Consider the following 18,249-nt stretch of genomic DNA (forward strand, 5'->3'; position numbering starts at 1 on the left):
CGAAGTTCCTCCTTCTGCTTACGCCTTCTCGTATGGCGGGACAGTATTTGGGTAAATCTCGGTCGGGTAGTTCCCTGTGAAACATGCTGCACAGCCGCCGTGATTTAATGATTCTTCACCTTGGTAAATGGCGTCGTTTAACCCTTCTACAGTTAAATAGGATAGGCTGTCGGCACCAATTTGTTCTTCGATTTCTTCGACTGTATTGTTTGCTGCAATTAATTCTCCGCTGGTAGACGTATCGATACCGTAATAGCATGGATTTTGAATGGGTGGTGAGGCAATTCGAACGTGCACCTCTTTAGCACCGGCTTCTTTTAACATTTTCACGATGCGTCGACTTGTTGTTCCTCGTACAATCGAGTCATCGACCATAACGACTCTTTTCCCTTCGACGATCCCTCGAACTGCGGAAAGCTTCATTTTCACACCTTGTTCACGCAGTTCTTGAGAAGGCTGAATAAATGTACGGCCGACGTAACGGTTTTTGATCAATCCTAGTTCATAAGGAATACCCGATGCTTCTGCGTAGCCAATTGCTGCAGAGATACTAGAATCCGGAACACCAGTCACTACATCGGCTTCTACTGGTGCTTCAGCTGCAAGTGTTTTGCCCATTCGTTTTCTAGAGGCATGCACATTCTTCCCATCGAGGTTACTATCAGGACGGGAGAAATACACATATTCCATCGAGCACAGCGTACGCTGAATCGGTGCTGAGAAACGTTGAGATTCAATTCCGTTTTTATCAATGATTAAAAGCTCTCCAGGCATCACTTCACGCTCGTACGTAGCTCCGATTACGTCAAATGCGCACGTCTCAGAGGAGACACACCAAGCGTCACCTAAATAACCAATGCTGATTGGGCGAAGGCCTCTGGGATCATTTGCCACATACATTTTCTCTTCGGTCATCATAAGAAAAGCGTAAGCGCCTTTAATCATGGAAAGAGCCTGACTGATCGCTTGATTCATCGGCAAGTGACCTGCCCTCTTAATTAGATGAGCCACCACTTCTGTATCTGAGGTCGTTTGTAAAATTGATCCCTGAGCTTCCAGCTGGCTTTTTAACGCCTGCGCATTCACTAAATTCCCATTATGGGCTAACGCTAGTCCGCCAGTTTGGGAGCGGAACATAAGCGGCTGAATGTTTTCGTAGCTGCCATCTCCAGCTGTCGCATAACGAACATGACCAATCGAAGCATTTCCTTCTAAATCATCTAATCGCTCTTGAGGGAACACTTCTGAAATTAACCCATGACCTTTCGCCACCTTCATATGGTCGCCGTCACTTGTAACAATCCCTGCACCTTCCTGTCCGCGATGCTGAAGGGCATGAAGACCGTAATACGTTAACTGTGCTGATTCTGGATGATTAAAAACGCCAAATATACCGCACTCTTCATTTAATCCTTTGATTTCACCAAGCATGGAATAGCTCCTTTCCAAAGTTGTTTCAAATCGTTTGTTTGCTCTTCCACGACGGTTTCTTGTTGAGAACGGATGCGGTACACCCCATCCCCTGTGGCTTCTCCAAGAAGAATCGCATCTTCTACTAGTTGTTCAAATGCCTCTTGATTTTCCGGGTGAACAGATACTAAAAAGCGGGACTGAGTTTCTGAAAACAGGGCTGTTGTTAGATCATTATCAATAGTTACGTCACACCCAAGGCCTGCATCGAATAAACTCTCTGCAAGAGCGACGGCTAGTCCGCCTTCAGCTACATCATGGGCAGACTCAATAATTCCTTGTTGAATCGCTTGTAAAAGCTGCTGCTGACGCTTTGTTTCTACTTGCAAATCTAAAACAGGTGCTTGACCAAAATGACGGCCTTCGCGTAATCCTTGCAGCTCACTGCCGCCAAATTCAGGTAACGTATTACCTATGAGATAAATCAAATCTCCAGACTGCTTCATATGAGATTGAGTAATGTGCTTTGTATCTTCTACAAGTCCGACCATCCCCACTACTGGAGTAGGATAGATCGCCTGACCTCCAAATGATTCGTTATATAAAGACACGTTTCCGCTAATGACAGGAGTGTTTAATTGGCGGCACGCTTCACTCATGCCTTCAACACTCTTTTCCATCTGCCAGAAGATTTCCGGATTTTCCGGTGACCCGAAGTTTAATCCGTCGGTAATCCCCAGTGGACGGCCTCCCGAGCAGACAATGTTACGTGCTGCTTCAGCAACCGCAATCTGCCCCCCGACTTCTGGATCAAGATAAATATAGCGGGAGTTACAATCAGTGGTCATTGCAAGCGCCTTATTTGTCCCGCGAACGCGCAAGACGGCAGCGTCGGACCCCGGGGATACGACTGTATTCGTCTGAACCATGGAATCGTATTGATCGTACACCCATTCCTTGCTCGCAATCGTTGGCTGCTGCAGCAAGTCTTTCAACGTTTCTGAATAATTTTCTACTAGAGGTACATAACGATCCATCTCTTGATATTCTTTATAATAAGCAGGCACGCTTGATGGTTTATGATAAACCGGCGCGTCTTCCGCTAAGGAATCAACAGGCACATCGGCGACTGTTTCACCTAGATGAGTAAGACGGAAACGCTGATCTTCCGTAACCTCTCCTACTGAAACGGCTTCAAGATCATACTTTTCAAATACTTGCGCGATTTCATCTTCACGGCCTTTTTCTACTACCAGAAGCATACGCTCCTGCGACTCAGACAACATCATTTCGTAAGGCGTCATATTTAATTCACGCTGAGGGACTAAGTCCAGGTTCATGACCATGCCTGTTCCAGCTTTACTTGCCATTTCACTGGCAGAAGACGTCAGTCCTGCTGCTCCCATGTCTTGAATTCCGACAAGGGCATCGTGGTGAATCACTTCTAAGCAGGCTTCGATGAGAAGCTTTTCCATAAACGGGTCCCCAACTTGGACAGAAGGACGTTTTTCCTGTGACTCTTCCGTCAATTCCTCGGAAGCAAAAGTGGCGCCGTGAATGCCATCTCGTCCTGTTTTTGCTCCTACATACATTACCGTGTTACCAATGCCTGCAGCAATCCCCTTTTGAATATCCTTATGAGCGATTAAACCGACACACATGGCATTAACAAGCGGGTTGCCATTGTAGGCATCATCAAACTGAACCTCGCCGCCAACTGTCGGGACACCTACACAGTTTCCATAGCCCGCAATCCCGTGTACGACTTCTTCAAAAAGGTATTTCACTCTAGGGTGCTTCAGTGAGCCAAAACGAAGGGAATTTAATAATGCGATTGGACGTGCGCCCATGGAAAAGACATCACGTAAGATTCCTCCCACTCCTGTCGCTGCCCCTTGATATGGTTCTACTGCTGACGGGTGATTGTGGCTTTCTACTTTAAATACCACGGCTTGCTCATCACCAATATCAATAATGCCAGCGCCTTCTCCTGGTCCTTGCAGCACGTGCTCGCCTTCCGTTGGAAACTTTCTAAGCAGAGGCTTGGAGTTTTTATAGCTGCAGTGTTCAGACCACATCACGGAGAAGAGACCCGTTTCTGTGTAATTTGGCAAGCGGCCAAGGATGTTCGTAATTGACTCAAACTCTTCGTCCGTGACGCCCATCTCTTTATATAATTGCTGTTGTTTAATTTTTTCTGGACTGATCTCAAGCTTTGATGGCATGCTTATCCCTCCAATGCGTAAGGATCGACTGGAATAGACGAAGCCCGTCAGTTGTTCCAACTAGAGCATCGACGGCGCGTTCAGGATGCGGCATCATTCCCAGTACATTTCCTTGCTCGTTCGTTATGCCGGCAATATCCTTTACAGAGCCGTTCGGATTATTTTTATAAGAAAATGCAATTTGTTTGTTCGTTTGAAGCTGCTCGTACGTTGTCTCATCACAATAATAGTTGCCGTCTCCGTGAGCGATAGGAATCTCAATTTCCTCCTGCTCGTCATAATGATGAGTAAACATTGTTTCAGCATTTTCTACGATCAACGTTTCGTAGTGGCACATAAATTTCAAATGTTTGTTCGGCAGCATTGCTCCTGGAAGCAGCCCCATTTCAAGCAGGACTTGAAATCCATTACAAACGCCAAGAATAGGTTTACCGGCCTCAGCTGCTTCACGAATCTGTTCGATCACCGGCGAGGTAGAAGCAATAGCACCTGAGCGCAAGTAATCACCATAGGAGAACCCTCCTGGTAAAAGAATCGCATCATAACTTGATAGGTCAGCCTCCTGGTACCAAACGAGGTCCGCATTTTGGCCGAGTGCTTCGGTTATGGCGAAATACATATCACGATCACAATTCGAGCCTGGAAATACAACAACAGCGAATTTCACTTAAACGACCTCCTCGATCGTGTAGGAATAATCTTCAATTACTGGGTTAGCAAGCAGCTCGTCACACATTTTATCTACTTGCTGCTCAATATCCTTTGTGTCCTCAAGCATGACTTCCATGTACTTTCCTACTCTTACATCAGAGACATTGTTGTATTCCAAAGAATGCAATGAGTTTTGGACAGCCTTTCCTTGTGGATCGAGTACGCCTTCTTTAAGAGTGATGTAAATTTTTACTTTGCGCATGTGTTCTCCTCCAGTCGTTGCAAAATATTTTCATACACGGTGATTAAATCGCCTAAACTTTCACGAAATACGTCCTTATCCATTTTCTCGCCGGTTTCTTTATCCCAGAGACGGCACGTATCAGGAGAGATTTCATCAGCGAGCACAATGGTGCCATCTGCTAAACGCCCGAATTCTAGTTTGAAATCAACGAGGTCTAAGCCCACCTGCTTAAATAAGTCTTTTAAATGCTCGTTTACTTGTAACGCTTTCTGTTTAATAGATTCTAATTCTTCTTCGTTTACATCTGTTAAATAGAGAGCATGCTGGTCATTTAGGATCGGATCATCCAGCTCATCTTTCTTATAGAAAAGCTCAACTAACGGGGGGGTGAAATCAGATTTTTCTTCAATACCCAGCCTTCTTGTAATGCTCCCGGCAGCAATATTTCTTACGACGACTTCTAAAGGAATGATCGTCGTTTTCGCAACGAGCTGCTCAGTATCATTGAGAGCTTTTATAAAATGAGACGGCAGCTGCTGCTGTTGTAAATACTCAAAAATCCTTGAGGTGATTAAATTATTGAGGCGGCCTTTCCCCTCAAACTCATCCTTCTTTTTTCCATTGAATGCCGTGGCATCATTTTTATAAGACAAAATTAGTTGTTCTGGCTCATTGGTTACGTGATACACTTTCTTCGCTTTCCCTTCATATAAAAGAGAACCTTTCATTGGAAAATCACCTCACATTTGGATTTAAGCTTTATTACAGTCCGATTCGGTCAAAAATTCGATCGACTTGTTTTAAGTGGTGCTTATAATCAAAACAAGCCTCGATTTGTTCATTGGACAATGTTGAAGTAATACGATCATCCGCTTCAATAAGTTCGCGGAATGGAATACCTCGCTCCCACGCTTCCATAGCTTTTGGCTGAACAAGGTCATAAGCTTCCTCACGTACAAACCCTTCATCAATTAATGTAAGAAGGACACGCTGAGAAAAGATTAATCCGTATGTCTTTTCCATATTTTCCTGCATGCGCTCTGGGAAGACGGTTAGGTTTTTAACGATATTCCCGAAACGGTTCAGCATGTAGTTTAGAGCAATTGTGGCATCTGGCAGAATCACACGTTCAGCGGAAGAATGCGAGATATCACGCTCATGCCAAAGAGGCACATTTTCAAACGCTGTCAACATTTCTCCACGAAGCACGCGAGCCATGCCAGTCATGTTCTCTGATCCAATTGGATTTCTCTTATGCGGCATGGCAGAAGATCCTTTTTGACCCTTTGCGAAAAATTCTTCAACTTCACGTGTTTCCGTCTTTTGCAGACCACGGATTTCAACAGCGATTTTCTCAATGGATGTCGCAATTAATGCTAGCGTTGAAACGTAGTGAGCATGACGATCACGCTGCAGCGTCTGCGTAGAAACAGGTGCTGCTTCTAACCCAAGCTTTTCACAAACATATTGTTCAACAAAAGGATCGATATTGGCATACGTTCCAACTGCGCCTGATAGTTTACCAACTTCAATATGGTTCATGGCTAAATCTAGTCGTTCAAGGTTGCGCTTCATTTCTTCATAATAGAGGGCCAGCTTCAAACCGAATGTTGTCGGTTCAGCGTGAACACCGTGTGTACGTCCCATCATCACGGTATGTTTATGCTCAAGTGCTTTATCAGCTAAAATGTCGATGAAGTTCACAAGATCTTTACGAATGATGTCGTTCGCTTGCTTTAACTGATAGGAAAGAGCCGTATCAACAACGTCAGTAGAGGTTAACCCGTAGTGCACCCACTTGCGTTCCTCGCCTACAGTTTCAGAAACCGCACGCGTAAATGCAACGACATCGTGACGTGTTTCTGCTTCGATCTCATGAATACGTTCCACATTAAACGATGCTTTCTCACGGAGCTTTTCTACGTCTTCCTTAGGGATAACTCCAAGTTCGCTCCACGCTTCACAGGCAAGTAATTCTACTTCCAGCCACGCCTTATATCGGTTTTCCTCTGTCCAAATCGCACCCATTTCAGGTCTAGTATATCGTTCTATCATTGTCTTCCTCCTCGTTAATTACCACATGTGAATGTTATTGTTTGCGATGATTTCATCAATTTCCTCTAAATTATCTCCAATGATTGTTAAATGCCCCATTTTCCGGTTCATCCGTGAATCTTTCTTCCCGTAATCATGAAGGTGTATTCCTTGATATTCTTCTAGTTTACTAAGCAAAATATCTCGATGTTTTCCGAGCACGTTAACCATGACGGCTGACGCAAAACTATATACAGGCAGGAGCGGTAATCCGCAAATCGCCCGTACGTGCTGTTCGAACTGTGAAACACTGCAAGCTTCAATGGTATAGTGACCGGAATTATGTGGTCTAGGTGCCATTTCATTAATATAAATATTTTCATCCTTCACGAACATTTCCACGGCGAACGTTCCGACAATGTTCATTTTTTCCGCTAAACGAGTAACAGCTTCCTGGACTTTAGTTTCCACTTGAGAAGAAACAGTGGCAGGTACTCGCGTTTCATGCAGGATTTGATGACGATGAACATTTTCTCCAATTGGAAAGAAAGTCATATTTCCATCGATCCCTCTCGTAAACACTTGAGAGATTTCATGATCAAAAGCCAGCCATTTTTCAACGATGTATTGACCTCCGTCTTTCATAAAACTTTTAGCTTTAGGGAGATCTTCTTCGTATTCAAATTTCAGCTGTCCCTTTCCGTCATATCCCCCGCTAATTGTTTTAACGACTGCAGGAAAATCTATCGTTTCTAGAGCCTCATGCAGTTGGTCGACTGTTTGCACAATCGCATAGTCTGCGACAGGAAGATCTGCTTCGACAGCAACCGATTTTTCTTTCGAACGGTTTTGTGTGACTTCTAACGAATAAGCTCCTTGAGGAAGCTTGCCCGCTTCTTCAAACCGCTTAGCCACTTCTAAATCTACGTTTTCAAACTCGTACGTGATCACATCACTTGCTTCACTCAACTTTTCAGCTGCTTCCAAATCATTGTAATTAGCTTGAATATGAAGGTCTGCGACTTGCGCACACGGACAATCTTCTGTTGGATCAAGTACTGCAATACGGTATCCCATATGCTTAGCGGCGACGGCCATCATTCGACCTAGCTGTCCACCGCCAAGAATTCCAATTGTGTCTCCTGGGCGAATCACTTTATTGGTCACGTAGTTCACCTCTCATTTTTTCGACTTTATTTTTCATTTCTTTACGATAGTCATTGAGCCGTCCAGCCACCTCTTCATCAAAAGCTCCAATAATCTCAGCAGCTAATAGACCAGCGTTCTTTGCGCCGGCTGTTCCTATGGCGACTGTCGCTACAGGAACACCGCCAGGCATCTGTGCGATGGAATAAAGGGAATCTACTCCACTTAACGCTTTCGATTGAACAGGCACTCCAATCACAGGCAATGTCGTTTTCGCAGCGACCATGCCTGGTAAGTGGGCCGCTCCACCTGCTCCGGCAATAATCACCTTAAGACCTTTTTTTCTGGCTCCTTCCGCGTACTCAAACATATCTTCTGGTGTACGGTGAGCCGATATGATTTCTTTTTCATAGTCGATTTGTAATTCTTCTAATACATTGCACGTTTCCTTCATTGTTTCCCAATCGGAAATGCTTCCCATGATAACGCCAATTTGAGTCATGCGATCCCTCTTTTTCTTAGAATAATCCATTAAAAAAGCCTGCTCATCCCCCTCGTATGAGAGGAGATAAACAGGCACACGTGTGTCCAGAAATGAATCAACTGCTTGGTCTCCCCTCATAGTCCGGACATTTACGGTGTCCAGGTAGAAACGTTCGGGCCATATTCCCGACTTATATGAGGTCCAATATGCAATTCTGATTTCATCATAGCAATATCTAATTCATTCTGTCAACGCAAATAACGAACATTTAAAATTAAATAAAATAAAATTGTTCGTGTTTATAGTTTAACGGCATGAAAAATGATGGTTCTGCTTACAGGTTCATAGGTTTTTTCCCCGTTTTCTGTGGTTTCTTGAAACACAGGTTCTTCAGAACGGCGAATTGGTGTGTATCCATCTTTCTTGATTCGTTCCAAACATTGATCAATCGTTTCATTCTTTTCTACCTCATAGCGCTTCTTGGTGTTCTTCTTGGGCATTACGAATCCTTCCCTTCTTCACTTGCTTCACCCAGAAACCGCCATGGATTTGTTTCGGTTCATAAGCAATAATAAATGCTTTCGGGTCAATCGATTTGATTGTTTCATAGAGTAAAAGTTCATACTTACGAGGCGTAAGAATCTGCATGGCTAAACGGTCGCCTTCCATCCCATAGGCATACCAGCTTGTCACGCCATATCCTTTATCTCGCAGCATTTTAGTGAACTCAATATCAGGATCCGATGAGATAACGTTCACTGTCGTATATCCAATGGCCAGCTTCTCTTCAATCTTCATTCCAACAATGACACCGATCCCATAACCGACGGCATAAGCAATCACATTCTCAATCTTATTAAGGTTATCCAGTACTAACCCTAAACCGATAATGTAAATCAGAATCTCAAATGTACTAATAAAAGCTGCAAAATAGCGTTTTCCCTTTAACGTAAAAATCATTCGCAGGGTGAAAAACGAGACGTAGACAATATTGACGATTAGGATGATCGCAATCATAACAAGTGTATTATCCAGCATGGGTATTCCTCCTATGCCCCTCCACCGCCACGTGAAAAAGCACATTCATTTAGATGCTCACGTTTACGGTGCGCCTCGGGACATTCACCCAAACGATCAATCTGCATACACTATATACCATCATATCCTAGTGACACAATAAGATATTTTCAAAACTTTTGTCGAATGGAGGTCGTGCTGGATCATGAGACAATTCGAAGATTGGAAAAAGAACTTCGACCGATTTTTTGGGCAAGACTTTTGGGGTGATTTCGAAGGCTTTATGAAGCCGTCTATTCCCCAAATGAACGTTTATCAATATGATAATGAACTTCTCTGTATCGTTAACATTCCCGGTATGAATCATCCGAAGAATGTAGATGTTCTCGTTGACCATGCCACGCTTACATTAAGGGGCACCATTGATATCCACCATACTGGAGGACATCAGTTAAAATCCGAGATTGCAACAGGAGCATTCGAACGGTCCATCGACCTGCCTTTCCCTGTTCGCAGCGATAAGATGGAAGCTACGTATAAGCATGGATTACTTATTATTCAATTGCACCGATTTATTTCTGACTCGACGCGTCAGAAGCCTGTTAAGATCCGCCACCTTGAAGATGAATGAGGCCGGCCCTCTACTTGAGGGCCCATCCTCTGTGCGGCACAGCGTTTAAGCTAGGAAGATAAAGTATAGAACGAAAACAATAAACAAGCCATACATAATCGGGTGAATCTCTTTTCCTCTTCCTTTTAAAAGAAGAGTGATTGGGTAAAAGATAAAGCCAATCGCAATGCCTGTGGCGATGCTGTACGTTAATGGCATGGCCGCAATGGTAAAGAAAGCAGGGACGGCGATTTCGAATTGGTCCCAGTCGATGTTCTTTAAGGTTGATGCCATGAGCACGCCGACAATAATTAGGGCTGGAGCTGTCACTTCTGCTGTAACGACGGAAAGCAGTGGTGAAAAGAATAGAGCTAACAGGAAGAACCCTGCGGTTACGACGGAGGCAAAACCTGTTCTTCCTCCTGCTCCTACGCCTGCTGTTGATTCAATGTAAGAGGTCGTTGTTGATGTTCCTGCAATGGCTCCGGCTACAGTAGCAGCTGAATCTGAAAATAGAGCTCGACCCGCACGAGGCAATTTATTCTCTTTCATGTAACCTGCTTGAGTAGCAACCGCAACTAATGTTCCGGCTGTATCGAAAAAGTCTACGAATAAGAACGTTAGAATAACAACGAGCATTTCAATGGTGAAGATTTCGCCAAAGTGGGTCAATGCTGCTCCAAATGTCGGTTCCAAGCTTGGTGCCGGTCCAACGATATCGCCTAGTCCAGCCGGCGGTGCGATAAGGCCGGTCACAATCCCTGCAATGGCTGTTAAGATCATCCCGTAAAAAATACCGCCTTTAATACCAAGGGCAAGGAACATAACGGAAACGACGATACCAAAGATGGCAAGCATCGTTGTAGACTGTGTTAAATCACCTAATGTTACAAGAGTATCTTCATTTCCTTGAACGATTCCTGCATTTTGAAAACCTATAAATGCTATAAAAAGTCCGATACCCGCACCTACAGCAAGCTTTAGATTAGCTGGTATCGCGTTAATAATCTTTTGGCGCAGTCCTGTTAACGTTAATATAATAAAAATAAGTCCGGATGCTAATACGCCAGATAATGCAGTTTCCCAAGGAATACCATAACCTAAAACAACGGTGTAAGCGAAAAAAGCGTTTAAGCCCATCCCTGGTGCAAGAGCTATTGGATACTTTGCCAGTACCCCCATAATTAACGTACCGATGGCAGCGGCAATAGCTGTTGCGGTAAACACCGCTCCCTCGTCCATTCGTGTGACACCTTCAGGCAGTTCTTCAATTCCTGTCAGGGCTAGTGTGGATGGGTTCACAAACAAAATGTAAGCCATCGCAAGAAAGGTAGTCATCCCTGCCAGGAATTCAGTACGGTAATTCGTGCCGTGTTCCTGAAAATTAAAAAACTTTTTCATGTCTCTTTCCTCCCCTTTTTATGTGAAAATATCGTGTGGATCCGGGGTTAGCTTGGCTATAGAGCAATAAAAAACACCCTCAGCTTTATACGGCCGAGAGTGCTCTACACGAATCTACTAAAGAAATGAACCGCACGTAAATATACGTGTGGTTATTCCTGACGTAGTCAGACCATTTACGGTAGTCCGGTAGAAACTCATGGGCCATATCCCCAAAATTATACGACAGCTTATTCACTTTTCTCTTTTATCATCTTACTAAGGTCGACAAGATTCGTCAACCCAAAATCCGAACGTTCAGTTATTCGTCCAACTATAATATTCGTTATTCCCATTCGATCGTTGCTGGCGGCTTACTCGTTACATCGTACACGACTCGGTTCACGTGACTGACTTCATTAACAATACGAGTCGAAATACGTTCTAACACATCCCAAGGGATGCGTGCCCAGTCTGAGGTCATCCCGTCAATGGAGGTAACCGCTCGTATTCCGATGGTATGGTCATACGTACGCTCATCTCCCATAACACCTACGGAACGAATGTCTGGAAGTACAGTGAAGTATTGCCAAATGTCACGATCGAGGCCGGCATGTTTAATTTCTTCTCTTAATATGGCATCAGATTCGCGAACAATTTCTAGTTTTTCTTCTGAAACAGCTCCTAAAATTCGAATAGCGAGACCCGGTCCAGGGAATGGCTGACGCCACACAATATGTTCAGGGACGCCCAGCTCTGTTCCTAATGCACGCACTTCATCTTTAAACAGCGTGTTCAGCGGTTCAATTAATTGAAATTCCATGTCTTCAGGAAGTCCACCTACGTTATGGTGCGACTTAATCGTTTGAGCGGTATCCGTACCACTTTCTATGATATCTGTATACAGCGTACCCTGAGCTAAATAATCAATATCTCGCAGTTTGTCCGCCTCATCATCAAACACATAAATGAATTCGTTCCCGATGATTTTACGTTTTTTCTCAGGATCAGAGACCCCTTCCAGCTTGCTGAGAAAACGTTCTTTAGCATCAACTTTAATGATGTTCATATTAAAACCATCACCAAGGGTGCGCATGACATCGTCGGCTTCGTTTTTACGCAGCAGCCCGTGATCCACAAAAATACACGTCAGCTGATCACCAATGGCTTTATGAATTAAAGCAGCTACTACGGAAGAATCAACTCCACCACTTAACGCACATAGTACTTTGCGGTCGCCTACTTCTTCACGAATTTTTTCGACTTCCATTTCGACGATATGTTCCATCGTCCAATCATCCGTTGCTTCACATACGTCAAAAACGAAGCTACGTAAAATATCGTTCCCATATTCAGAATGACGGACTTCTGGGTGGAACTGCACCCCATACATTTGTTTATCATTATTCCCAATGGCTGCCACAGGACATGATGGGCTTGTCGCATCTACCGTAAAGCCTGCAGGTGCTTCAATGACTTTATCACTATGGCTCATCCATACGGTTTGTGCTTTTGGCGTTTTACGGAAAAGCACAGGATCTTCGGATACAGCAATGTCTGCTTTGCCATATTCACGTTGGTGAGCTCGTTCCACTTTTCCATTAAAGTGATGAGTCATAAGCTGCATGCCATAACAAATGCCGAGCACAGGGATGCCTAATTCGAATAAGTCTTCATCACAGCGGAAGCTGTTTTCACCATATACACTGTTAGGTCCCCCCGATAGAATAATACCGCTAGGGTTTAACTCCTTAATTTCTTCTACCGAAATCTTGTGAGAACGAAGCTCACTGTAAACGCCAAATTCACGGATACGTCGTGTAATCAATTGGTTGTATTGACTGCCAAAGTCTAGTACGAGGATCATGCCTTGCACTTGTTCCATTTGGGTTTCATCTCCTTTATTTTACTTCACTTTAAATCGATCGGCTTAAAATAAAAATGAACTTCTACCTCCGTTTTAATACGGTGAAGGCAGAAGTTCATGTAAAAGACACTACACGATTCCTGCCTTCATAGTCAGAGCATTTACGGTGCTCCGGTAGAGACTTTCGGTCCATATTACCGAGGATATATGAAGGTTGATGATTAATTTCATTCATTCTATCAACCGCAACGACGGGAATCAAGACAATGTCTTTTTAATTAAATTTTCCCATAATTCTGTGACCTTATTCATTTGCTTTTGATCGCTTTCGTTTCGGTATAAGAGCCGTTCATAGTAAGTCGTTAGCTGGCGCATGTCATTCGTTTGGTAACGGGCGTCGACCTTATTCGCATAGTCGCGAAGCGTCTGATTCGAATCACGTTTCAAGTCCCTATTTTCGAGTACCTTCAGTAGGAAAATATAGGCTCTTTCAAATGTGTCTCGGTCTTGGTTTTTTTTCAGTTTACGTTCGAGATAAGCAGCCATTAAACGGAACCTTGAAAAGTAAAGAATAACTCCTAATCCGACAAGGATACCTGCTGCTATCCATTGGGGAAGCTGGTTGTTATTATTGCTTGCTCCCGCTGCATTTGTATCGTCTTCACCTTCTGTCTCTTCTTCTTCGGCATTCTGGTTCGGATTTGATGGATCATTTTCATCTGAGGCGGAATTGTCATCACTTTCATCATCTGTTGTTGTGTCACTATCATCGTCACTTTCTACCTCTAAGTAAAAGTCTGTGTTGTTTGAAAACCCTTGAGTAGGTTCAAAGGGAACCCATCCAATTTCTGGAAAATAAACTTCTACCCATGAATGAGCGTTTCCGCTCGTTACTTCATACACATTGAGATCTTCACCTTGAACAGATTGAGATTCATCTGTGGGCTCACCGCCGGTAAAGCCTTTCACCCAGCGGGCCGGGATGTCCTGTGAGCGCAGAAGGACAACCATCGAGGTGGAAAAGTTATCACAATACCCAAGCTTTGTATCGAATAGAAACTGGTCCACGTAATCTTCGTGATCTTCTGGAACCTCTACATCTTCGGTGGAATATTCAAAGTCATTGGCGGCAAAATAGGCTTCCACCGCTTTCGCTTTATCGTAGCGGTTGTCGTCCTCTTCTACAATTTGGCTGGCGAGATTTTCCACACGACTCGGCAGATTATCTGGAAGCTGCGTATATTGTTCACGAATGTTTTCAGGATCCTCTCCACCTGCTTCACGAAGTTCATTGTACTCAAAAGAGGGCCTCTCGTACTCGACGATGTATTCTTCAACCTGAGTCATGCTTCCATCTCGAATGGTGTCAATTTCTCCCGTATTTGTATGAAGCTCCAGGGAAGTATTATTCGGGAATTGGTCCAGCGAACGAGCTCCATAAGGATAGACCAGCTTGTTAAAGTTTGCTTCTCCCGTAAAGTTTAAGAAGGAGGTGCGTTCTTCGGTTTCTACTTCATTTGTAAATGTTTCAAATTCTAAGTCATCGGCAGACAATGCACTTGTCTCACCATCCAGGGTATCTTCCCACCCTTTCCCGGTGTACGTGTCTTTTGATTCAATACGCCAATATTGTTCGTCATTGGCTAAGGCTTGAAAGACTGGAGTGTCATCTTGGATAAACCCTCCCCCAAGTCTCGAATCATTTTCTCCATAACCGACTTTTTGGACGGGACCTTCTCCTCCCTTTCCTGAACCAGCTCCAGGATTGGCACTTGTAAGATAAGGAACTGGATCAGGCCATTGAGGGGTTAACTTAGGTGAAGAATAACCAATCAAAGTGGATAAGATAATCATCCCTATAAGAGGAAAAAACCAAATATAGGAGGAAGACATCTGTTTAAATGATATTTCTTCCTTTTCCATTTCTTTATAAAAATGAGATAGTCCAAGAGAGATCATCGACAATGTAAACGTCCGGATAATGGCCCACTTACCGTCATAGATCGTGAATGTATCTACGACGGTTACATAAATTATGGTTAAAAGTATGAAGATAAGCATTCGTTTAGCTACAATAAACCAATAGAATAAGAGGTAGCTCATTAACCAAAGTAAAATTAAAAACAACAGGCTTCTAAACATTGGGGTCATTTGCCACCATTGCTGTCCTTGGATGACTTGAATATTGTACATAATCTGGTCGTAAATAACAGTAAACCAATTACTGCCGAAAATACGCTCTCCCATATAGAGACCATCGATAATAAAAATAAGCCCTAATAATTTTAATGGAACAGATATGACCCAGTTCACTTGGAGAAATGAAATAAAAAAACAAAAAGCGGCATAGATAAAAAAGACGCTGACATTATTAAAGTCCGCAATAATTTCTAACGGTCGAAGCCATTCCATAAATAGAAGAAATCCGCAAATATAAATGGCAACTTGATAGAATCGCTGATGCTTATCCGTGAGGTTCATTATGTATTCACCTCAAATTCTCGTTGAGTTAATTCTTCTTCCGTCATTACATTTACGACTACTCGGTTATTGCGCAATTTTTTAATTAATTTACGGTCTTGAAAATCCAATTGCTTTTGCGGTCTTACGTAAAAAAACACAACACGTTTGCTTTTTTGAGCAATTCGAGTCAGGCTTTCAAGCAGCTGGGGATTAAGCTGATGACTAACAATCAAAACAACAATCCCTGAGGGGAATTGAGAACGCTCTCTCTCCAACTGTTTGGCAAACGAGGTTTGTCCAATCGCTTTTATTTTCGCAAGGTGATGATTAATCATTTCTTTATGTTTGTAGTCCTGCTGGAAAGGAAAATACCTCTTCCCATCGCCAAGCGTCATAAAGGCAAGCTGTGACGAATTTTTATGCATCTCTTCTAACAGGGAAGCACTAAATTCTACCGCTCCTTCAAAGCTTAACGGGCTGGCCTTCTCACAATGAACAGCATTTAAAACAAGCAGGATGTCCACACTTTTTTCTTGTTCAAATTCCTTCGTCATCATTTGATTGCTTTTCGCTGTGTTCTTCCAGTCAATCCAAGAAAACCGATCTCCTGGAACATATTCTCGAACTCCAGAAACGATGGTTGTATTTTTCTCATTTAATTTAAAGGAAGGACTCGCTCCTTGTTCGAAGCTATACGCCTTTTCTGTAAGTCTCACCGGCCTTTGGTAAGGGAAAACAAGAAATTGATGATCTAAGTTATAAACGTACTCTTTTTTTATAAAACCGAAGAAGTCCCCTGTTTTCACACGTAAGGCTTTCAAATGGTGTTCTCCTCTTGGAACTCTCTGCAATTCATATTGATAGCTGATGTGCCTCTTAAACCAAGGAAAGGCTATTTTTTTAACCTGCCGACTTTCTTCATTAAGTAGAACCTCATCCATATATCGATATTTTTCAATGTTATGATCCTCTGTCATTAAAGAGTTCGGGAAATACTCTTCGATTACACAATAATATATTGGAAATGGAAATCTACGATCTATTGTAACCTCTACTTGCACTGTTTCCCCAGCGGTGGCGACACGCTTAGAAAGGTGGCGTGTAACTTTCCATTTATCAAGACGGTAAAAAGTTAGAGCCGTCATATAAATAAGAAAAGGCAAGAAGCTGTAAAACAAAAACCAGCTTACAAAGCCTCCTTGAAACATGGCGTAGGAAAAAAGCACAAGAAACAGAACAGAGACAATAATGATCCTTGCTGTGAAATGAAAGGTTTGTCTCATTCACTCACATTCCTCTGTACAGGTACAACAATGTCCGATAGTATGTCTGAAACAATATCTTCAGCGGTGGTCCCTTCGAACTTCGTTTCAGACGTTAAAATGATGCGATGGGATAAAACGTTCGCCGCCAGGAATTTCACGTCATCAGGGAGAACATAGTCACGGTCTTTAATAAAAGCATAAGCTTTGGCCGCTTTCATTAATGCAATTGAGCCTCGAGGGCTGACTCCGAGGTAAACCCCTTCATGCTTTCTAGTCCCTGTTACTAAGTCCACTATATACCGATGAACAGTAGAATCTACATATACTTCTTCAACTTGGTGCTGTAATTCAATCAACTCATCTCGAGTAATAACTGCTTCTACTTCATGAATGGGGTGACTCCCTGAGGTACGAGCCAGCATCTCCATTTCCTGCTTATCAGTTGGATAGCCCATCTTTAATTTTAATAGGAAACGATCTAGCTGAGCTTCAGGGAGGGGATATGTTCCTTCGTACTCGATTGGATTTTGAGTAGCCATAACAAAAAATGGGCGTTGAAGGGGTACAGCTTCACCATCTACAGTAATATTGGTCTCTTCCATTCCCTCTAGTAGAGAGGATTGAGTTTTTGGAGAGGTTCGGTTTATTTCATCGGCCAGCACAATATTTCCGAGAATAGGTCCTGGACGAAATTCAAATTCTAGTGTTTTTGGGTTATATATTGAAACTCCAGTTACGTCAGAAGGCAGTAAGTCGGGGGTAAATTGAATTCGTTTAAAGTCGCAATCTAGAGATTTGGCTAATGTTCTTACAAGCATTGTCTTCCCTACACCAGGAACATCCTCTAAAAGTACATGCCCTTTAGCTAACAATGCGACTACGCTTAATAACGCTTCCTCATCCTTTCCGATCATTACCTTATTAATATTTCTTAAGACTTCTGAAATTTTAGGGTGATATAGGAACGTTTGATTACTCATTTAGTTAGATCCCTCGCTTCTATGACACTATTTTCTGAAAACTCACTCTTACTTCTAACTATACTATATCTAAAGTCGTACGACAAAAATTGTGTATCCTTGATTTTATTAAACAAATTGGCGTGAAATTACACTGTATTTCCTGGGAAATACGATCGCATTTACTCGATTTCTATCTAATTTGGTCAAAACTCTTACATTTGTAACATAGGTGTAATAAACGTAACAATGTTACCCTTCTTTAGACCTTGTCAACAGATATGTTTTACCAATTGTTATCAGTGTAACCTTACACATTCCAATTGGCCATAAAGATTGTTTCATATGAAGATTTTGGGAATCATTATAATATCAATAAAAAATCACTCTATTTTTCTAGTATTCTCTCTTTGCATTACTTTTTAGACGACTTAGCTATACTTTTCTAAATTTAACCATAAATATTACACAAAACGGATGATAGGATGAAGTTG

At 42.8% G+C, this 18,249-nt stretch carries 16 protein-coding genes and 3 riboswitches; of the genes, 1 reads left to right on the forward strand and 15 read right to left on the reverse strand.

From position 1 onward, the window contains the following. Nucleotides 1-18: 18 nt before the first annotated feature. From purF to IEV27_RS13470, 10 genes are all read right to left on the reverse strand, one after another. Nucleotides 19-1,431: an amidophosphoribosyltransferase gene (gene purF, locus IEV27_RS13425; protein ID WP_188378008.1), complete on the reverse strand. Its 1,413-nt coding sequence runs from the start codon at nt 1,429-1,431 to the stop codon at nt 19-21. Further along, nucleotides 1,407-3,635 (reverse strand): phosphoribosylformylglycinamidine synthase subunit PurL, encoded by a 2,229-nt coding sequence (gene purL, locus IEV27_RS13430; RefSeq protein ID WP_188378009.1) that lies wholly within the window; start codon nt 3,633-3,635, stop codon nt 1,407-1,409. Before purL ends, purF begins: the two co-directional genes overlap by 25 nt. Beyond that, nucleotides 3,619-4,302 carry a phosphoribosylformylglycinamidine synthase subunit PurQ gene (gene purQ / locus IEV27_RS13435; protein ID WP_188378010.1) on the reverse strand — a complete coding sequence of 228 codons (684 nt, stop codon included), beginning with the start codon at nt 4,300-4,302 and terminating at the stop codon, nt 3,619-3,621. The genes purL and purQ overlap by 17 nt, the downstream gene beginning before the upstream one ends. Then, nucleotides 4,303-4,548: a phosphoribosylformylglycinamidine synthase subunit PurS gene (gene purS / locus IEV27_RS13440; RefSeq protein ID WP_188378011.1), complete on the reverse strand. Its 246-nt coding sequence runs from the start codon at nt 4,546-4,548 to the stop codon at nt 4,303-4,305. Then, nucleotides 4,536-5,258: a phosphoribosylaminoimidazolesuccinocarboxamide synthase gene (purC, locus tag IEV27_RS13445; RefSeq protein WP_188378012.1), complete on the reverse strand. Its 723-nt coding sequence runs from the start codon at nt 5,256-5,258 to the stop codon at nt 4,536-4,538. The genes purS and purC overlap by 13 nt, the downstream gene beginning before the upstream one ends. A gap of 34 nt (nt 5,259-5,292) precedes the next feature. After that, the gene (purB, locus tag IEV27_RS13450) at nt 5,293-6,585 is read right to left on the reverse strand and encodes an adenylosuccinate lyase (RefSeq protein WP_188378013.1); all 1,293 of its coding nucleotides are present in this window, start codon (nt 6,583-6,585) and stop codon (nt 5,293-5,295) included. 18 nt (nt 6,586-6,603) lie between these two features. Further along, complete coding sequence (gene purK / locus IEV27_RS13455; protein WP_188378014.1) at nt 6,604-7,731, reverse strand: 5-(carboxyamino)imidazole ribonucleotide synthase; 1,128 nt, start codon at nt 7,729-7,731, stop codon at nt 6,604-6,606. Further along, complete coding sequence (gene purE, locus IEV27_RS13460) at nt 7,721-8,212, reverse strand: 5-(carboxyamino)imidazole ribonucleotide mutase (protein WP_188378261.1); 492 nt, start codon at nt 8,210-8,212, stop codon at nt 7,721-7,723. Before purE ends, purK begins: the two co-directional genes overlap by 11 nt. Nucleotides 8,213-8,311: 99 nt before the next feature. Then, nucleotides 8,312-8,412, reverse strand: a riboswitch (purine riboswitch). Nucleotides 8,413-8,493: 81 nt separating this feature from the next. Beyond that, nucleotides 8,494-8,694 carry an NETI motif-containing protein gene (locus tag IEV27_RS13465; RefSeq protein WP_188378015.1) on the reverse strand — a complete coding sequence of 67 codons (201 nt, stop codon included), beginning with the start codon at nt 8,692-8,694 and terminating at the stop codon, nt 8,494-8,496. Continuing rightward, complete coding sequence (locus IEV27_RS13470) at nt 8,663-9,232, reverse strand: DUF2179 domain-containing protein (RefSeq protein ID WP_188378016.1); 570 nt, start codon at nt 9,230-9,232, stop codon at nt 8,663-8,665. Before IEV27_RS13470 ends, IEV27_RS13465 begins: the two co-directional genes overlap by 32 nt. Before the next feature lie 184 nt (nt 9,233-9,416). Between IEV27_RS13470 and IEV27_RS13475 the strand changes: the two genes are divergently transcribed. Continuing rightward, the gene (locus IEV27_RS13475) at nt 9,417-9,842 is read left to right on the forward strand and encodes an Hsp20/alpha crystallin family protein (RefSeq protein WP_188378017.1); all 426 of its coding nucleotides are present in this window, start codon (nt 9,417-9,419) and stop codon (nt 9,840-9,842) included. Between the two features lie 45 nt (nt 9,843-9,887). Here IEV27_RS13475 and IEV27_RS13480 read toward each other — a convergent pair whose 3' ends face one another. The 5 genes from IEV27_RS13480 to IEV27_RS13500 all read right to left on the reverse strand — a co-directional run bounded on the left by IEV27_RS13480 (nt 9,888) and on the right by IEV27_RS13500 (nt 17,776). Next, complete coding sequence (locus IEV27_RS13480; RefSeq protein ID WP_188378018.1) at nt 9,888-11,222, reverse strand: NCS2 family permease; 1,335 nt, start codon at nt 11,220-11,222, stop codon at nt 9,888-9,890. Nucleotides 11,223-11,366: 144 nt separating this feature from the next. Then, nucleotides 11,367-11,468, reverse strand: a riboswitch (purine riboswitch). Nucleotides 11,469-11,547: 79 nt separating this feature from the next. Then, a complete protein-coding gene (gene guaA, locus IEV27_RS13485; RefSeq protein WP_188378019.1) occupies nt 11,548-13,086 on the reverse strand; it encodes a glutamine-hydrolyzing GMP synthase in 1,539 nt (512 codons plus the stop codon). Between the two features lie 111 nt (nt 13,087-13,197). Next, nucleotides 13,198-13,299: riboswitch (purine riboswitch) on the reverse strand. 27 nt (nt 13,300-13,326) lie between these two features. Continuing rightward, complete coding sequence (locus IEV27_RS13490; RefSeq protein ID WP_188378020.1) at nt 13,327-15,549, reverse strand: DUF4129 domain-containing transglutaminase family protein; 2,223 nt, start codon at nt 15,547-15,549, stop codon at nt 13,327-13,329. Next, entirely contained in the window at nt 15,549-16,814 is a 1,266-nt protein-coding gene (locus IEV27_RS13495) for a DUF58 domain-containing protein (RefSeq protein WP_188378021.1), read from the reverse strand. The genes IEV27_RS13490 and IEV27_RS13495 overlap by 1 nt, the downstream gene beginning before the upstream one ends. Further along, nucleotides 16,811-17,776 carry an AAA family ATPase gene (locus IEV27_RS13500; protein ID WP_188378022.1) on the reverse strand — a complete coding sequence of 322 codons (966 nt, stop codon included), beginning with the start codon at nt 17,774-17,776 and terminating at the stop codon, nt 16,811-16,813. The genes IEV27_RS13495 and IEV27_RS13500 overlap by 4 nt, the downstream gene beginning before the upstream one ends. Between the last annotated feature and the right edge of the window lie 473 nt (nt 17,777-18,249).

It is taken from the genome of Halobacillus andaensis, assembly GCF_014636475.1.
Lineage (GTDB): Bacteria > Bacillota > Bacilli > Bacillales > Halobacillaceae > Halobacillus_A > Halobacillus_A andaensis.

Coding starts and splice junctions, on each gene's coding strand:
- purF (WP_188378008.1), bottom strand. CDS start 1,431: ATGCTTGGTGAAATCAAAGGATTAAATGAAGAGTGCGGTATATTTGGC.
- purL (WP_188378009.1), bottom strand. CDS start 3,635: ATGCCATCAAAGCTTGAGATCAGTCCAGAAAAAATTAAACAACAGCAA.
- purS (WP_188378011.1), bottom strand. CDS start 4,548: ATGCGCAAAGTAAAAATTTACATCACTCTTAAAGAAGGCGTACTCGAT.
- purC (WP_188378012.1), bottom strand. CDS start 5,258: ATGAAAGGTTCTCTTTTATATGAAGGGAAAGCGAAGAAAGTGTATCAC.
- purB (WP_188378013.1), bottom strand. CDS start 6,585: ATGATAGAACGATATACTAGACCTGAAATGGGTGCGATTTGGACAGAG.
- purE (WP_188378261.1), bottom strand. CDS start 8,212: ATGACTCAAATTGGCGTTATCATGGGAAGCATTTCCGATTGGGAAACA.
- IEV27_RS13465 (WP_188378015.1), bottom strand. CDS start 8,694: ATGCCCAAGAAGAACACCAAGAAGCGCTATGAGGTAGAAAAGAATGAA.
- IEV27_RS13470 (WP_188378016.1), bottom strand. CDS start 9,232: ATGCTGGATAATACACTTGTTATGATTGCGATCATCCTAATCGTCAAT.
- IEV27_RS13475 (WP_188378017.1), top strand. CDS start 9,417: ATGAGACAATTCGAAGATTGGAAAAAGAACTTCGACCGATTTTTTGGG.
- IEV27_RS13480 (WP_188378018.1), bottom strand. CDS start 11,222: ATGAAAAAGTTTTTTAATTTTCAGGAACACGGCACGAATTACCGTACT.
- guaA (WP_188378019.1), bottom strand. CDS start 13,086: ATGGAACAAGTGCAAGGCATGATCCTCGTACTAGACTTTGGCAGTCAA.
- IEV27_RS13490 (WP_188378020.1), bottom strand. CDS start 15,549: ATGAACCTCACGGATAAGCATCAGCGATTCTATCAAGTTGCCATTTAT.
- IEV27_RS13495 (WP_188378021.1), bottom strand. CDS start 16,814: ATGAGACAAACCTTTCATTTCACAGCAAGGATCATTATTGTCTCTGTT.
- IEV27_RS13500 (WP_188378022.1), bottom strand. CDS start 17,776: ATGAGTAATCAAACGTTCCTATATCACCCTAAAATTTCAGAAGTCTTA.